This is a genomic window from Chitinophaga sp. SVR4-12A, from assembly GCF_056754765.1.
In genome coordinates, this window is the sequence record NZ_JBPGWP010000001.1 from 3,752,644 (window position 1) to 3,770,079 (window position 17,436).

11 protein-coding genes and 1 tRNA gene are annotated in these 17,436 nt (G+C 44.7%); 9 read left to right on the top strand and 3 right to left on the bottom strand.

The annotated features are described in order from the left end of the window. Positions 1 to 5 precede the first annotated feature (5 nt). From ACR9Y8_RS15355 to ACR9Y8_RS15365, 3 genes are all read right to left on the bottom strand, one after another. Entirely contained in the window at positions 6 to 1,598 is a 1,593-nt protein-coding gene (locus tag ACR9Y8_RS15355) for a SusD/RagB family nutrient-binding outer membrane lipoprotein (RefSeq protein ID WP_481214126.1), read from the bottom strand. A 143-nt stretch (positions 1,599 to 1,741) separates the two neighbouring features. Next, positions 1,742 to 4,951: a SusC/RagA family TonB-linked outer membrane protein gene (locus tag ACR9Y8_RS15360; RefSeq protein WP_481214127.1), complete on the bottom strand. Its 3,210-nt coding sequence runs from the start codon at positions 4,949 to 4,951 to the stop codon at positions 1,742 to 1,744. A gap of 198 nt (positions 4,952 to 5,149) precedes the next feature. Then, on the bottom strand, positions 5,150 to 5,734 hold the full coding sequence (locus tag ACR9Y8_RS15365; protein WP_481214128.1) for a helix-turn-helix domain-containing protein: 585 nt from the start codon (positions 5,732 to 5,734) through the stop codon (positions 5,150 to 5,152). Between the two features lie 135 nt (positions 5,735 to 5,869). Between ACR9Y8_RS15365 and ACR9Y8_RS15370 the strand changes: the two genes are divergently transcribed. The 9 genes from ACR9Y8_RS15370 to ACR9Y8_RS15410 all read left to right on the top strand — a co-directional run bounded on the left by ACR9Y8_RS15370 (position 5,870) and on the right by ACR9Y8_RS15410 (position 17,153). After that, on the top strand, positions 5,870 to 6,439 hold the full coding sequence (locus ACR9Y8_RS15370) for a MarC family protein (protein WP_481214129.1): 570 nt from the start codon (positions 5,870 to 5,872) through the stop codon (positions 6,437 to 6,439). 71 nt (positions 6,440 to 6,510) lie between these two features. Beyond that, positions 6,511 to 6,582: transfer RNA gene (locus ACR9Y8_RS15375), tRNA-Arg, on the top strand. A gap of 378 nt (positions 6,583 to 6,960) precedes the next feature. Then, positions 6,961 to 9,324, top strand: a complete 2,364-nt coding sequence (locus ACR9Y8_RS15380) for an ABC transporter permease (protein WP_481214130.1) — start codon at positions 6,961 to 6,963, stop codon at positions 9,322 to 9,324. A 124-nt stretch (positions 9,325 to 9,448) separates the two neighbouring features. Continuing rightward, positions 9,449 to 10,012 carry a Crp/Fnr family transcriptional regulator gene (locus ACR9Y8_RS15385; RefSeq protein WP_481214131.1) on the top strand — a complete coding sequence of 188 codons (564 nt, stop codon included), beginning with the start codon at positions 9,449 to 9,451 and terminating at the stop codon, positions 10,010 to 10,012. A gap of 237 nt (positions 10,013 to 10,249) precedes the next feature. Then, positions 10,250 to 11,032 carry a type 1 glutamine amidotransferase domain-containing protein gene (locus tag ACR9Y8_RS15390; RefSeq protein ID WP_481214132.1) on the top strand — a complete coding sequence of 261 codons (783 nt, stop codon included), beginning with the start codon at positions 10,250 to 10,252 and terminating at the stop codon, positions 11,030 to 11,032. Between the two features lie 28 nt (positions 11,033 to 11,060). Next, positions 11,061 to 11,855, top strand: coding sequence for an SDR family NAD(P)-dependent oxidoreductase (locus ACR9Y8_RS15395; protein WP_481214133.1), 795 nt, complete (start codon positions 11,061 to 11,063; stop codon positions 11,853 to 11,855). Between the two features lie 339 nt (positions 11,856 to 12,194). Further along, on the top strand, positions 12,195 to 14,465 hold the full coding sequence (locus ACR9Y8_RS15400; protein WP_481214134.1) for a beta-L-arabinofuranosidase domain-containing protein: 2,271 nt from the start codon (positions 12,195 to 12,197) through the stop codon (positions 14,463 to 14,465). Between the two features lie 123 nt (positions 14,466 to 14,588). After that, on the top strand, positions 14,589 to 15,413 hold the full coding sequence (locus ACR9Y8_RS15405; protein ID WP_481214135.1) for a helix-turn-helix domain-containing protein: 825 nt from the start codon (positions 14,589 to 14,591) through the stop codon (positions 15,411 to 15,413). Positions 15,414 to 15,494: 81 nt separating this feature from the next. Continuing rightward, positions 15,495 to 17,153 (top strand): serine hydrolase domain-containing protein, encoded by a 1,659-nt coding sequence (locus ACR9Y8_RS15410; protein WP_481214136.1) that lies wholly within the window; start codon positions 15,495 to 15,497, stop codon positions 17,151 to 17,153. Positions 17,154 to 17,436 lie beyond the last annotated feature (283 nt).

The following is a 17,436-nucleotide window of genomic DNA, read 5'->3' on the forward strand; positions in this document are numbered from 1 at the left end:
ACCGTTTATTTTATCAGCCACATGGCTGCATTAATATCATCAGTGGTGGTACCGAATTGTTGCTGCAATGCTGCAGCCCAGTTGGCGGCATTCGCATCGCGGTGGTTGTTCGGGTATTTAAATCGCAGCGGGATCTTGTTGCTGTTACCGGTGCCGGATCCTGTGCTGAATACAGGTACACCTGTTCTGCGCCAGTTGAGATAACCTTCCCAGTCTGAGTTCTCGAAGAAGGCCAGGTATTTCTGTGTGAGGATCTGCTGCAGGCCGGTGGCGTTATTGCCCTGGTACTTCACCGTGGCCTGTGAGTAGTAATCTGTTTCAAAATTGAAGGCGATATCATGACGCACACCTTTGTATATTTTGGTAACAGTGCCGGGTGCAGTAGCAGGGATACCATAGAAGCTCATAGATGCCTGGATGCCTTTCTTATACCAGTCTTCAGCGTTACCGGTAATCCAGCCACGGTTGATGGCTTCTGCAATGTTGAAGCACATTTCAGGATAACCTACCAGGATACCCGGTTCTGCTGCATAGTTGGCATAGTAACGGGCGCGGCTACGCAGTGAGTACACCGCTGTGTCCACGCTGGACATTTTAGAAGACATATCTGCCAGGTTCTCTCCTGAAGGAGCGCCTACATAAGCGGTAATATCAGCCGGCGTTTTCTTAAACTTATTCAGCTGTTCGGTGGCTGGTTCAGCTGTGATATAAGCACGGGGATCGCGCAGTGAAGACAGCGTGTTCAGGTAAGTAGCCGACATGTTATAACGGGTAGCGTCAAAGCCCAGGTTATCCGGGTTGACCGGGTACTTGTTGATGTTGTTGTAGATGAACTGCAGGCTCTGATCCATGCCTTGCATCAGCGGATACCTGGTTGGATTGGAAACGATGTCGTTGAACTGCTGCTGGATCTTCAGCTCTGCATCTGTTGTTTTCTTGCTGAGCGCGATCAGCACACGCAGGTGGAAAGCATTCACTGCACGTTGCCAGAGATCCAGCTTATTGTTGTAATAGAAATCATTCTTAAGGGTCTGTCCTTCTGAAGTATTACTCTGGTCTGGATTCTTGATCAGCTGGTCCAGTTCTGCGTTGGCTTGTTCCAGCCAGGCGAGGATCTGGATGAAGATGGCACGCTGATCGTCATACCTGGGCGTGAGGTTATTCCTTCCGTCCAGCGCGTCTGTCATAGGCAGATCTCCCACCAGGTTGGTCATACGGTAAAAGAAAAAGGCGCGGAAGAACTTACCTAATGCAGCGTAAGGGTTCAGGTCCTTACCGCCCAGGCGGATCGCTTCTTTCTCCATCTGCTGTACATTCTGCAGGGTAAAATAACCGCCCAGGTCTGCACCGCCCCAGTCGTAACGCTGGTTGCCATAGTAGTTATAGTTGCAGCAATCAAACTGGTTAAAGCGCATTACATCGCTCCATGGTTTGATGGCGTTCATATCATTCAATACACCGCCCAATACCAGGCTGGGAGGCACCTGGCCGGGCTTATTGCTGTTCATTTCATAATCAGTGAACTGTTTGTTACAGCTACTGAATCCGGCGCCTACAGTTAGTAAGGCGGCGATCGTTAATATCTTGATCTGTTTCATTATCGGTTGCTTGAAGTTTTAAGTTTGAGGTTTGAAGCTTGAGGTTGGAGGTTAGTTAAAAGTTGGAAGTTCAAGGCTGATAACCTGCTTTGAACCTGTAACTTCTCACGAACTTCAAACTTCAAACCTCAAACTTCAAACAATTAAAAAGTTACGTTTACATTAAAACCATAACGGCGGGTGGTAGGCGTTTGCAGGGAAGAGGATCCCTGGTCTCCTGCATACTGTTCAATATCCACATCCTTATGGCTGGCGAAATAGAGCAGGTTACGACCTACGAAGGAAACATTTGCCTGCCTGATAAAGCTGCGGCCCAGCAGGCTTTGCGGCAGTGTATACCCGATCACTACTTCGCGGAGCTTGGCAAAGGTCTTGCTGATAATATTCGCTTCGTTCGTGTTGTAGTAAACGCTGATATAGTCCTGCAGGAAGGTTTTGGTAGTGTTGGGCGCAAACTGCATGTCTTTGTAGTTGGTCACATTACCGTTGTTATCATAATTGATAGCGGCGCCGTTGCTGATCACTACCCCTTGTCCAACCCATGATTTCACACCTTTGTAGTCCTGGTAGCGGGCATCGCCCATAGCGCCTTGTACGGTCTGTATATTGCGGCCGCCACGGAAGGTTTGCTGCTGAATATAGTCGATCATTTTACCGCCTACACGGCCATCAAACTGGAAGCTGAAAGTAAATTGCTTGTAGCGGAACACGTTGTTGATCGCCCAGGTCCAGTCAGGATTGGTATATCCGAGGAACTGGTTGGTTGGGTTCCTGATAGGACGGCCATCGCCTGCATCGTTAATGATCTGTCCATCGGGCGTTTTTACGAAAGCGGAACCATAGAATCCATCCACCCTGTCGCCAGGTTTAAAGAATACATTCAATGTATTTACACCTGGATAGAAGTCTACATATTTCTCCTTAAAAGTGCTCCAGTTCACCAATACATTCCAGTTAAGGCCTGTATTGCTGCGGAGGGGAGTTCCGGTAATAGAAGCTTCCCAGCCTGTTTTACGGGTGGTCACACCGTTTACGAGCATCTTTTCAAAACCGGTAGCATCAGATGTTTGCAGTTCAAAAATGCGCGGACCGTTTTTGGTTGTAAACCAGGTTCCGTCAAAGCCAATGCGGTTCTGCAGGAAGCGGATATCCAGACCGGCTTCATAAGCCGTGGTGGAGAATGGTTTCAGATCAGGATTTACGATCGTGCGGGTGTAGAAAGCGCCTGCCTGGTTCTGGTATACCGGTCTAACGTCGTAACCGGCGGAGTTCTGGAAGGTAGGGCCATCATAAGAAGACAGGTATTCTGTTCCATATCCCAGCGGGTAAGCCGCCAGCGGCGTAGCGCCGATAGTGGGCTGTGTAAGGCCGCCTTTTACGTTGGCATAGGAACCGCGTAGTTTCAGGAAGGAGATCACTTCCGGCAGCTTCACATAATCAGATATCACTGTGCTCAATGAAGCGGAGGGATAGAAGTACAGGTTATTGCCTTTAGGCAGTGTAGACAGTTTGTCGTAACGGCCTGTCAGCGATAAGGTGGCGTATTTGCTGAAGGTAAGGTCTACATAACCATAGGTACTGAGCACCAGCATGTCTGAACGGAAATTGTTGGCATACAGCGGATCGCGGGTGTTGGCAAAGCTGTACCAGCCCGGTGCGTTCAGGTAACCGGTGGTTACGTAGCTGGAATTGTATTTAAAGTTGCGGGCATTTCCACCTACGGAAGCACGCAGGTCTATTTTATTGAAAGTATTGTGATAGGTGAGCAATACGTCTGTATTGTTCTCGAACAGTGAGCGTTTGTCTTCGCGGTAATCGCCTTTACCTTCTTCACGGCCGTAGGGGTGTGCAGAGTAAGGCATTTTTTCATTGCGGAACAGGTCATAGGTAGTTACCTGTGTACGGGCCAGCAGTTCCAGGTTATTGGTCAGCTGGTAGGTGAGCTTCATATAACCGTTCACGTCAGTTTTATAGTGACCGCGCAGCCATTCTTTTACCATGAACCAGGGGTTATGGTAGCGCTGGTATTCTGCATAGATAGACTGAACGCCTTCTTTACCCGGCTGCCAGTAGTTGCGCATATCGTCAATGTTCCAGTCGGCGCCGCCCCAGATCTCGATATTATAGATAAGACTGTTGGGGCCATAGTTCACATCCGGGAAGTTGTCTGTGAACTGGCGGTTATAGTTCAGGTAAGACTCCAGGCGCAGGCGATCCGAAAAGTTATATCCCGCAGAGATATTGAAATTGGTAATATTCAGCTGCGTGTTAGGGATGATACCTTTCTGATAGGAATGCGACAGGGAGAAGCGCAGATCTGCCTTGTCGGTCCTGGCGGAAACGGAAATGTTGTTCGTGCTGAGAATACCCGTCTGGATGAACCTTTTCAGGTTATCCTTACCGCGGGCCACCCAGGGTGTTCCTTTGCGCTGACCGGTGGCAGGATCCACGGGACTGTCATACTGCGGGATCAGCTGGCCTTCGAATTTAGGGCCCCAGATATCATAGTCGCCATCGTTGGTACCACCGCCTTTACCGTCTACAAACGCGTAGCGGCCATGGTCGCCGGGACCGTATTCATCCTGCACTTCCGGGATGGCGATGAAGCCTTTATCGAACATGGTGCTGGAGTTCAGTTCTACGGAGAAGCCGCGTTTATCTTTAGACCCTCTTCTGGTAGTGATCATGATAGCACCGTTCAAGCCACGGGAGCCATACAGGGCGGAGGCGGTGGCGCCTTTCAGCACGGTATAGCTTTCAATATCATCCGGGGAAATGTTCCAGGTGTCTGAATTGATAGGTACACCATCTACCACGTACAGGTTGATGGCGCTGCCGCGCAGCAATACCTGGGGAGTGCCCAGCATTTCTGCAGAAGCGCCCACGGTAAGGCCGGCTACTTTACCGGTAAGGCCGTTGATAGGGTTTGGCTCCCTGGCTTTTACCAGGTCTTCACCTTTTATCTCCTGTACGGCATAGCCCAGGCGTTTTACTTCTTTTTTAATACCCAATGCGGTTACCACTACTTCATCCAATGATCTTTTGTCGGTATGGAGGGTGATGACGATGTTTTGCTGGTCTTTCACCGCTACTTCGGCTGGCGTAAAACCGATGTAGGAGACCACCAGGGTGTCAGCAGGAGCGGCAGCGATGACGAACTGCCCGTTGCCGTCTGTAAGCGCTCCTTTGGAGCTGCCTTTGATTTTTACGGTCGCTCCCGGTACCGGCTGACGGTCTTCCGCGGAAGTTACCTGCCCGCTTACGGACTGTTGCGCCTTAACGGCGTAGCCGGCCAGCAGCATTAATATGCACAGGCCAAGCCGTCTGAAATGGTGGTGTAAATGTTGTTGCATGATAATGGATAAGATTTTTGGTTTGGAAGAGGAGATTTGGTATTCCGCCCTTTTATCATGCAAATCTTAAAGAAGAATGTAACCTAATTGTTAAGTAATACTAAAATTATCATTAAGTATTTGTAAAATACGGTTTGAGGTTTGAAGTCTGAGGTTCGTTGGAAGTGAGAGGTCGGGATGGATAGTCAAGCCGACCGGTTAATTATCGCCTTCCAGGAAGAAGTATACTACCAGTATACGTGCGTCTTCGTCACCTATATTAGCGGGTTTGTGGCCCAGGCGGCCGTCAAAGAACAGGGAGTCGCCGGTGTTGAGAATGTACTTTTCGTTCTCTATCTGGTATTCTACTTTACCCTGGATGATGTATTTGTATTCATAGGCATCCGTCTTAACCATCTGGTTGCGGCGGGCGCCTTTCTTTAGCTCCAGGATCACGATGTCTACGGGGTAGTTCTTTACGCTGCGGGTCAGCACGCGTTTGTAGAGGAAGCCTTTGGCGGTCTCTTTTTCGAATACCTGGTAAGCGGCTTCCTGTTTGATAATGACTTTGCTGCTTTGCTGCTCGGTACCAATTTCATTGAAGAACTCGTTCATATCGAGGTTCAGGGCGCGGATAATATTGATGAGCACCAGCAGGGAGGGTACGGTACGGTTATTCTCTATCTGGGAGATCAGGCCTTTGCTCACTTCTGCTTTATCGGCCAGTTCCTGTATGGTGATACCTTTTGCCTTTCTTTTTTCCTTGATCTTATTGCTGATCTGGATAATGATATCTTCGGTCATATATCAGTAAATTGTCATAGAAGGTCCCAAACAACCAAAACAAAGAAAGGGAATAGATGGTCAATAAGCAACTTTTTTAACATACTATGGCCATTCACATAATAAATTATATTTGTATAAAATATATCAACCAGCATGTTTAGCCTAGACCAGATCCTCGCCATTACGTTTACCCTTTTTGCCGTTATCGACATTGTGGGGTCTATCCCGGTGCTGATCTCCCTTAAAGAGAAGCTGGGGCATATTGATGCGGGCAAGGCCACCCTGGCTTCGGGCCTTCTGATGGTGGGCTTTTTGCTGGTAGGCGAGCCTTTCCTGAAGCTGATGAGCGTAGATGTGCATTCCTTTGCCGTGGCGGGTTCTATTGTGATCTTTGTGATCGGGCTGGAGATGATACTGGGTATCGAGTTCTTTAAGAGCACCGAGGCGGATAATAAAACAGGCAGCGTAGTGCCGATTGCGTTTCCGCTGATAGCCGGATCGGGAACATTGACCACGATCATGTCGTTAAAGGCCAATTTCGGGGAATATAACATCATGGCGGGCATCCTTATTAACCTGGTGATCATCTTCCTCGTGCTGCGGTCATTGAAGTGGATAGAACGTATATTGGGCAAGGCGGGGCTGATGGTGGTGCGTAAGTTCTTCGGGGTGATCCTGCTGGCTATTGCGGTGAAGATCTTTAAGAGTAACCTGAACATGTAGAAATGGTTTTGTAATTCAGGGGTAAAAAGCTTAGTTTTGCCATCCTTTCCCGGGAAACGGGAGCTGGACCTGGCCTCGTAGTACAATGGATAGTATAAGAGTTTCCGAAGCTCCAGATACAGGTTCGATTCCTGTCGAGGCTACCTGGTAGATCATGAAAGGCATTCAATTGAATGCCTTTCATGTTTCAAACGAAATGAAACGTCAACAATCTCCAAAATAGTTCCGCATCGATCAATAGCTTTTTAAGCTGTTGCTTAACTCTACAAAAAGTGGCTTTAAGGCAATTAATTTCTGATTGTGTTTTCAGGACATTCCATCTATAGCTACTCTTACATTTGTTTAGTGTACTTCATTTTTCGCAGACAATTGTCCGGAATCGGACAGTAAGCGTTCGTATTCGCACGGACACCAGGATACCCAAAAGATGGGTATTGGGCTATAGGTTTATTCAGTAAATATGGCAGTTTTATTGTGGGTCTGTAGTGCGTATCTCATGTTGACAGTTAAACCCTTCAACTATGCTGAAAAATTATTTCAAGACCGCCTGGCGTAACCTTGTAAAAAACAAATTTTACACTGCCATTAACATTGCCGGGCTTACTACCGGGCTGGCCGTAGGAATTCTTATCATCCTATGGGTACAAAATGAGCTAAGTTACGACAGGTTTCACCGGGATACCAGGAACATTTACCGGGTACTGTCTAACATGGGGAGCGGAAGCAGCAGGCAGATATGGTCTAACTCTCATGCACCATTAGCCACCTTTGCTAAAAGAGATATTCCGGAAGTCAAAAACGCGGTGCGTATCAAGGATAATTGGGATTTCTCCCTATTTAAATACAAAAGCAAACAATTTATTGAAGAAAAGAAGTGCTACGTAGATCCTTCGTTTCTCAGTGTTTTTGATTTTAAATTATTAAAGGGCGACCCTGAAAATCCCTTTCAGGGGAATTATTCCGTCATCTTAACAGCGTCAACAGCCAAACGTTATTTTGACAACGAGGACCCTGTGGGTAAAATTTTATTGGCCGACAATAAAGAGCATTTTGTTGTCGCCGGCGTCCTGGAAGATTTTCCGGAAAATTCAAGTATCAGGTATGACATGCTTTTCCCTATGAACCTTTATGAAAAGATCTTCTCTGTAAACGGTGAAGGGAAAACCATAGATGAAGACTGGAGTAATTTTAGCTATAATACTTTCCTGCAATTAAATCCTGTAGCTTCAACCGCGACCGTTACAGATAAACTGGCTCTGATGCTTCGCAATAATTACAGGGATATAGGTATTGATGATCCTTATAGCCTGCAGTCTCTGACTGATATGCATCTTTACAAAACGGATGGAAGCGACGGATTGATACAAACGGTCAGAATTTTTCTGCTTGTCGGTATCCTGATCCTTATTATCGCCTGCATTAATTATGTCAACCTGTCAACGGCCCGCTTTTTGGTCCGTGCAAAAGAAGTGAGCATACGCAAGATGATTGGGGCAGGAAAAGTTCAGTTATTTATTCAGTTTGTTATAGAAACAGCCCTGGTTTTTCTTTTTGCCGCCGTGGCTGCGCTGGTGTTGGCTTACTTGTTGATGCCAGTGTATAACGACATTGCCGGAAAGAACATGACTTTCAGCTTATTCGACCCGCATATCTGGATTATTGTCAGTATCACCGTACTAGCCACCCTGACCTTATCGAGCATTTACCCTGCATTGTTATTGTCCTCGCTTGAACCGTTAAAAGCACTAACAGGAAAGATTTCTGCAGGCATAAGTGCAATCTTCTTCCGTAAAGCCCTCGTAACAATCCAATTTGTGTTTTCCGCAGCATTGATCACCGGCACCTTGATCATTGACCGGCAGTTGACTTATATTCATGAGAAAGAATTGGGTTACGATAAAGAACATGTGTTCACATTTGGAATGAGGGATATGCAGCCACATGCTCAGTCTGTTAAAGCAGCACTGTTAAAACAGCAGGGCGTGCTGGGAGGTACTTGCGCCAGTGACCAGATCGTAAACATTGGAGTTACTACCAGTAAGGCTGACTGGGACGGCAAAGATCCCGACCAGCGCTTTTTTGTCCATCCGCTTACAGTAGATGAGGATTTTCTTTCCGTCTTCAAACTGCAACTTGTTGCAGGGAACGGTTTTACAGGCATGGCATCCGATTCATCGCATTACATTCTCAATGAGACTGCAGTAAAGGAAGCGGGAATTATTGATCCGATTGGCAAACGTTTCAAATTGTGGGATACAGAAGGCACAATCATTGGCGTGGTCAAAGACTTTCATTTCGCATCTCTGAAACAAAAAATAGCGCCTGTCATTTTCCAGTACCGGCCCGGAAACTCCGGAATGTATATAAAAACTACTGGTGAAGGCGCTCCAAAAGCCATTGCCGCAGTAGAAAAGCTATGGAAGCAGTATAATGCGGGATTCCCTTTTGAGTATACTTTTCTGGATGAAACGTACGATAACCTGTATAAATCTGAACAGCGCACAGGAACACTATTTAAGGGATTTTCCATTGTGGCTATCCTGATCTCCTGCCTGGGCCTGTTCGGATTGGCCACTTATACCGCCCAGGTGAAAACCAAAGAGATCGGCATCCGTAAGGTCATGGGAGCCAGTATTAGCAGCATTATGCAGCTGTTGGCTAAAGATTTTATGAAATTAGTGCTTTTGGCCATTTTGATCGCTACTCCTCTTGCCTGGTATGCTGTTAACCAATGGTTGCAGGATTATGCATATAGAATAGAAATACAATGGTGGATGTTTACCTTAGCAGGATTGCTATCTGTGGCGATTGCTTTGCTGACGGTGAGCTTCCAATCGATTAAGGCGGCACTGATGAACCCAGTAAAAAGCCTGAGATCGGAATAAGTCAATTTGTTTTAGCAGATCAGTGCGGCTAATGATCTCATGCAGCATTTTAAGCGTACATTATTTACTCCATTCTTCGTATTTTGCATAAATTCAGTAAGTTATCTCGTACTTACATCAGACAATGAGCACTATATTTAGACAACATATAGAAAAGATCACACCCATTTCAGACAAAGAGTTTGATTATATCCTTTCACATTTCACAAGAAAAAAATTTAAAAAGCATCAGTTCCTTATTCAGGAAGGCAGTAATGTTCCTAACGACTTCTTTGTTGAAAAAGGCCTGGTCAAAGCTTATTTTACCAACAGCAACGGGAAGGAGCACATTTTGCAGTTTGCTATGGAAGACTGGTGGATCTGCGACTACCAGGCATATTTCAATGAAAGCCAGGCGTCTTTAAATATTGATTGCCTGGAAGATACTGAAGTACTGTGCCTTTCGCTGGCCAACCGTGAAAAAATCTGTGCTGAACTACACAAGATCGAGCATTTCTTCAGGCGGAAATCCAACTTCGGCTACATCGCCTTACAGCAGCGAATCTTATCATTAATAAACAATAGCGCACAGGAACGATACGAACAATTATTAAAGCAATATCCTACACTTTTTCAGCGTCTTCCTAAAACACTTATTGCCTCCTACTTAGGCGTATCAAGGGAAACGCTAAGCCGCCTTTCATCATAACGTAGTATACATCGCGATCCGTTGGTTATCTCCTATGCCGCCATTGGCATTATTTGCAGTTGCCCTATCTCCCTCCGCCCCTCCATTTCCTAAAATAACTCATACATAACAATGAGATCTCAGCACAGCATGGTCTCAAAAAGGGTGTGATGTAGCTCACACAGAATTAGTGCGGTAGGTCCTTTAAAATCAGTTGGTATACATCCAACTTTGCATCATCAATTATGTTCAATAATCATGAAAAACTTAATTAGAAAAAAAGCGGCTGCCTTGTTTATGATCGCCGGCTGTCTTACCGCTTTGTATTGCAATAATGCGTCAGCACAAACAGAAAAGTCAAAAGAAATGAAAAAGAAAATTCTTTTTGTGGTTACAAGCCACGACAAAAAAGGGGATACCAATGAACCCACAGGCTATTACCTGAGCGAAGTATCGCATCCCTGGGAAGTCTTACATAGTGCAGGTTTTGAAATTGACTTTGTAAGCCCTCAAGGAGGCAAGGCACCTGTAGATGGTTTCAACTTAGATGACCCAACTAATAGCAAATTCTGGAACAATACTCAATATCGCTACAAAGTTGAACACACCCTGAAGCCGTCGGAAATTAAAGCCGACGACTATATTGCCATATTTTATGCCGGAGGGCATGGGGCTATGTGGGATTTGGCAGACAACACTGAATTAGCAAAGATCGCTCAGCATATTTATGAAAATGAAGGCATCGTAGCTGCTGTGTGCCATGGACCTGCCGGATTGGTAAACATCAAACTAAAGGATGGGAAATACCTGGTTGACGGAAAGAAAATAAACGCCTTCACCAACGAAGAAGAGGTTGCGGTGAATATGCACAAAGTAGTACCATTTGCGCTCGAAACAAAGCTCATTGAACGTGGCGCCAGGTTTGAAAAATCAGGTTTGTGGCAACCACATGTAGCAACTGACAACAGAGTTGTAACAGGTCAAAATCCGCAATCGGCTAAAGCGGTAGGCGAAGCTGTTCTCGGAATCATAAATCAATAAGTCACTTCACAATAAAATTTTAGACAAAATGGACTTACAACTTCAAAATAAAACAGCATTTATAAGCGGCTCAACCGCAGGAATTGGCTACGCCATTGCCAATCGCCTGGCAATGGAAGGTGCAGCGGTCATTATTAATGGGAGAGCTCAGGAAGCTGTTGATAAGGCTGTTGCCGACCTGAAAGCAACAAGCAATAATCAAAATATTTCGGGCATTGCGGCAGATTTCTACAAGGTCGATGAAATAAACAACTTACTAAAGCAGTTACCTCATATTGATATACTGGTAAACAATACCGGCATCTTTGAGCCAAAAGCATTTACTGAAATTCCGGACGAGGACTGGTTTCGCTTTTTTGACATTAACGTCATGAGTGGCGTCAGACTATCCCGTTATCTATTCCCTAAAATGTTAGAAAATAACTGGGGACGGATCATTTTTATTTCAAGTGAAACAGGTGTCTCTACTGCCAGCGAAATGGTGCACTATGGAATGACAAAAACAGCGCAGATAGCCGTAAGCCGGGGTATGGCCGAGCTCACAAAAGGAACCGGCGTCACCGTAAATTCAATTTTGCCCGGCCCGACAAGATCCAGAGGTATAAATGGCTTTATCGGGGATATGGCAAACGCAAGTAATATTAGCTTCGAAGAAGCTGAAAGCAATTTCTTTAAAGACATCCGTCCTTCTTCTCTTCTTCAGCGTTTTGCATCAGTGGAAGAAGTAGCCGATACCGTTGCATACTATGTAAGCCCGCTTGCGTCAGCAACCAATGGTGCAGCCATCAGAATTGAGGGAGGCATTATTAAAAGTATTATCTAAAAAATGAGGCGCTGTTAACAATAGCCCGGCAAATTGCCTGGCTATGGCTGCCAGGGATAAAAAGTCTTGTAACAAAAATATAGTTACAAAGCTTTTACCCTGGTTTTCCCACTTTCCGGAAATCTGAGCCTTTCAGTTTAAACCAGCCAATTGTTCCCCTAAAACACTCATATATAGCAAATTATACATTTATTAGTGTTAAACAAACAATTATTCCTATACTTGTAGCATAATAGCTAAATTCCATTAATAATGAAAAGTTTCCACGGTATAAAACCCCTCCTGCTTTTTCTATTTTTAAATCATGTGGTACAGGCAGGCTGGGCACAGTCAAATGCAATGCAACCGTTTAAGTTAAGTGAAGTGCGCCTGCTCGAAAGCCCTTTCAAGGAGGCCGAACAAACGGATTTAAACTATATGCTTCAGCTGGAGCCAGACAGGTTGCTGGCGCCTTTTCTGCGTGAGGCAGGGCTTACGCCAAAGGCCGCAAGCTATGGTAATTGGGAGAGCCTTGGTCTTGATGGTCATACGGCGGGTCACTACCTATCGGCCCTTTCACAAATGTATGCGAGTACAGGTAATGCCGAATGCAAGAAGCGGCTCGATTACATGGTGAGTGAACTGGCGAGGTGTCAGCAAAAGAATAATAATGGCTATGTCGGCGCGGTACCTGGTGGAAATAAAATGTGGCAGGAAGTAAAAACAGGTGATTTTTCGGAGTACAATAAGAAATGGGTACCCTGGTACAATCTGCACAAACTTTTTGCAGGGTTGAGAGATTGTTATTTACTTGCCGGAAACAAGCAGGCAAAAGACGTATTCATTAAACTTACGGCATGGGCTTATAACGAACTGGAAGGATTAAGTACGGAACAGCTACAACAAATGCTTGCATCGGAGCATGGTGGAATGAATGAAGTATGTGCCGATGCAGCTGTGATCACCGGTGACGATAAATACCGTTTACTGGCCGAAAAGTTTTGCCATCTTGCTATACTATCACCGCTTATCCAGCACCAGGATAAACTCAGTGGCCTGCATGCAAATACGCAAATACCTAAGGTAATAGGTTTTGAACGGATCGCCGAGCTGAATGGCGATAGCACTTATCATAATGCTGCCAAGTTCTTCTGGAGTACCGTAAAAACTAACCGCAGCATTTCCATAGGAGGCAACAGTGTAAGGGAGCATTTCAATCCAACAGATAATTTCGCCACTATGCTGGAGTCTGAGCAGGGACCGGAAACCTGCAACAGCTACAATATGCTGAAGTTAACCAGGATGCTGTTCATGCAAGATCCCCGCGCGGAATATATTGAGTTTTATGAACGGCTTCTTTATAATCACATTCTTTCTTCCCAGCATCCAAAAAGAGGAGGCTTTGTTTATTTCACGCCGATCCATCCTCACCACTACCGGGTATACTCTACTGCAGATGAAACTTTTTGGTGCTGTGTAGGCACCGGGATGGAAAATCATGGTAAGTATGGCGAACTGATTTATACGCACACTAACGCAGACATCTATGTGAATCTTTTTATTCCGTCTGTACTGCAATGGAAAGAGAAGGGTATCGAATTGGTTCAGCAGACAAAGTTTCCGGAGTCTGAAAAGTCTGAGCTGTCGCTACGCCTGGATCGTCCCGGTCGCTTCTCCATATACATCCGGAAGCCGGAATGGGTCAAAGGCGACGGTTTTACTGTAGCAGTAAATAACCAACCAGTGCAGGATGCGCACAGTATGGCTGAATATATACAGCTAAACCGCAGCTGGAAAACCGGTGACCGGATAACAGTGATGCTACCGATGAAAAATACTGTTGAATATCTGCCTGATCATTCCCAGTGGGTATCGTTCCTGCATGGCCCTGTTGTGTTGGCCAGCCCTACTGATACAACGGACCTGGCCGGGCTGAGAGGTGACAGCAGCAGGTGGGGACATATTGCCCTGGGCGCCCTTTACCCTTTATCAAAGGCGCCTTTACTGCTAAAAGAAGGAGGTGACCTGGCCGATGCCCTGCAACCGGTAAATAATGATGCTTCAACTTTTTCTATTAGCGGACGGATCGTTCAGCCTGACTTTAAAAATCTATTACTGAAGCCTTTCTACAAGGTACACGATACCCGGTATGTGCTGTACTGGCCGGTAGCCTCAAAAGATAGTATCAGACAGAAGGAAAGAGCGCTAGAAATGCTTGATGAACGTTACGTGAAATATGCAAATCGCACAGTGGATGTAGTTGCACCTGGGGAACAACAACCGGAAACCGACCACGCCCTGTCTGCAGAGAAGACAGTAACCGGTACTTTTGAAAGCCGCCACTGGCGCAGTGCTGCTGGTTATTTCAGTTATAAAATGCGAATGACCCCCACGGTAAAATCCCTGTATATCGCTTACAACGGGAAGGACAAAGACAGGGACTTTGACATTTATATCGATGACGTTAAAATTGCACATGTGAAGCTTGACCAATCTGGCACAGATGACCTGGTTGGCAAGGAATATAATGTTCCTGAGCAACTAAAGGCAAACAAGAGCGTAATAATCAAATTCCTTGCATCGCCGGGAAGCCAAACAGCATCTATTTACGATGTACGCCTGTTGCGATAAATTGTTCGTTGAGGCTACAACTGAGAAGGACGTCCGTGTTAAACTGGCCGTCCTTCTTCATTTATTACTAAAGAGGGGCAACCATAAGGGTTCTGAATTCCGTATCTTGTAACAGGCTTGCATATGCCCTTTAAGATAATGAAGCATTTACATACCGGAGAATTTCATGGAAAGACCAGTAGAACTATCGACTTAAATGGAGTAATCTTAACAGATACTGAATACACGCATGATAAAGTGGACTGGCACTACCACGAAAATGCCTACTTTACTTTTATACTCCAGGGAAATGTAATTGAAGGAAATAAAAAAGAAATATACACTTGTTCTGCAGGCAGTTTACTATATCATAACTGGCAGGACCCTCACTATAATATCAAACTGGAAGGGTTCACCAGGGGATTTCATATTGAATTGAAAGATACCTGGTTTAAAAATTTCTCCTTTAATAGCTCCGCTTTGCAGGGAAGTATTAACATCTCCAACCCGGACGCTAAATTTTTGTTCTACAAAATTTTCAAAGAAACAAAGATCTGGGACGATGTATCGGTACTAGCGATTCAAAGCCAGCTATTGCGGGTGTTGGCCATGATGTATGGCAACGTCGGGCCTGCACAGTATAACAAACCTTTATGGGCAGCTAAGATAGAGGAGATCCTCCGAGACGACTTTTCTAAAAGCTACAGGTTGGATGATCTTGCTACCTCTCTAGGGATACATCCTGTTCATCTCTCCAGGTATTTCCCAAAATACTTTCATTGTGGATTGGGAGAATATGTAAGAAAACTGAGAGTTGAAAAGTCGCTGGCTTTATTGTCAAATAAAAAAACACCTTTAACGGAAGTAGCTTTTGAATGCGGCTTTTCAGACCAAAGCCATTTCAACCGTTGTTTTAAGGATATTATGGGCATCACCCCCTTTACCTTCAAAAAGCTGGTACATAGCTAAAGCACGGCAGATGTTAATTTCGTTCTATTTTTGTTGCAGGCAGTACATTAGCTTTGTGCTTCATTTATCTTACTACTTAAAATGAAGCGTATTCTTCTTATAATAAGCTGCCTGGTAACTATGCATGCTGCACATTTATATGCTCAAACAGCAGACATAGTAAAAACGGAAGGCATTACCTCTACACTGCACAGGAATAATATTGGTAAAATTTTCTTCAGCTCAAAAGGCATTGCTACAGCAAGCCTACATGAGGCCGACTTTCTAAATACCTATAAGCTGACAAATAAAAGCGATCTGTTTTTCATAGCTTTCATGGGAAACTCCATCACTAATTATTTGCATCGGATGGCCCCTGCTCTGCCGGCTGACTCTCTTGTTAAAATCGGGAATTATCAGTTTACTTTATTTGTTGACGATAGATTGATCTACCAAAGCAACCTATATCCGGGAGCGCCTTATGCAAAAATACAGGACACTGCGACCGTTATCAATAAACCACTTATTGATAATAAAAATGGATACGGATTATGGAGTGAGTCTTTCTGGAACAGGTTTATGCGCTATGGCGGTGACAGTGCTTTAACAGAAGGCCCTCATACACTAAGGATGGAAATAAGGCCTTACGTAAAAACCGACAGTATAAAGCTGGGCGAATTGATTGCTGCAGGCACATTGCCCCTGATTGTTGAGAGAAAGCCTGTCATTAATACCGCAGCCATCAGGTTAAGCCCTATCAAACCTTATGATGGTTTTGATGTCTCAAAGGAGGGTTTTGACATAGATAAAATCAAAGAACTGAAAGGCAGTATTGACGAAGGCATCTTTAAAAAGATCAGCAGCGTAGTTGTTATTAAAAATGGTAAGCTGTTAATAGAAGAATATTTTAACGGCGAAGAGCGTAACACATTGCACGACCCGCGATCGGTTGGCAAGTCATTTGCATCAACCATGTTGGGCATCGCTATTCATGAAAAGCACTTGTCGTCTGAAAATCAGCCATTGAAAGCGTTTTACAACTTGCATGCTTTTAAGAACTATTCACTGGCAAAAGAAAATGTAACACTTAAAGACTTGCTTACCATGAGCTCGTCTTTTGATGGAAATGATGAAGATGGAAATTCTCCGGGCAATGAGGAAAATATGTACCCAACAGATGACTGGCTACAGTTTGCGCTGAACCTTCCTACCAGGACAGATAGCCTAAAAAAAGAATGGCATTACTTTACTGCTGGCATTATCCTTTTGGGCGACATTTTAAATAAAGCTGTCCCTGGCGGGCTTGAAAAATACGCCGATGAAAAGCTGTTTAAACCATTACACATTTCTAATTATAAATGGCAATATACACCGCAGAAAGTACCCAATACAGCCGGTGGTATTCGAATGAACGCTTTAGATTTTGCCAAGTATGGACAACTATATAAAAACGGAGGAAAATGGAGCGGCAAACAAATACTTCCAAAGGAATGGGTAACTAAAACGTTTACAAAACATCAGCAAATAATGAACAGGAACAGTGAGTATTATGGATACTTGTTTTGGAACAAATCCTTTCCAGTCAAAAACCAGATGTACGAAGCTTTTTATTGTGCAGGAAACGGTGGAAATTATATTGTAGTATTTAAAGATCTGCCCGTGGTTATTGTGATAACAGCTACGGCTTATGGGCAGTCATACGCACATCCGCAGGTGAATAAAATGATTACCAGTTATATATTACCAGCTATATTAAGGTGATCTGCTTGGATAGCATTGCTCATGTGAAGAATGAGTAATAGTCTTGCAGAGAAACCTACGACAGCGCTGAGTTTGGTTGGTTTTTAAATACTCTTACCATACATTTATCCTATAGAAATTCAAAAAGAGTATGATACAAGGGGCGACATTACTATCCACATTGGTAACAATTCTTGGGTTTTCAGGTGCTATTACAGACTACATGCTGCTGGTCTCAGTTGTATTTGGGTTGGCTATTAGCCTTACCGTCATTGCATTTTACAGAGAAAAAGCATCTATTAGC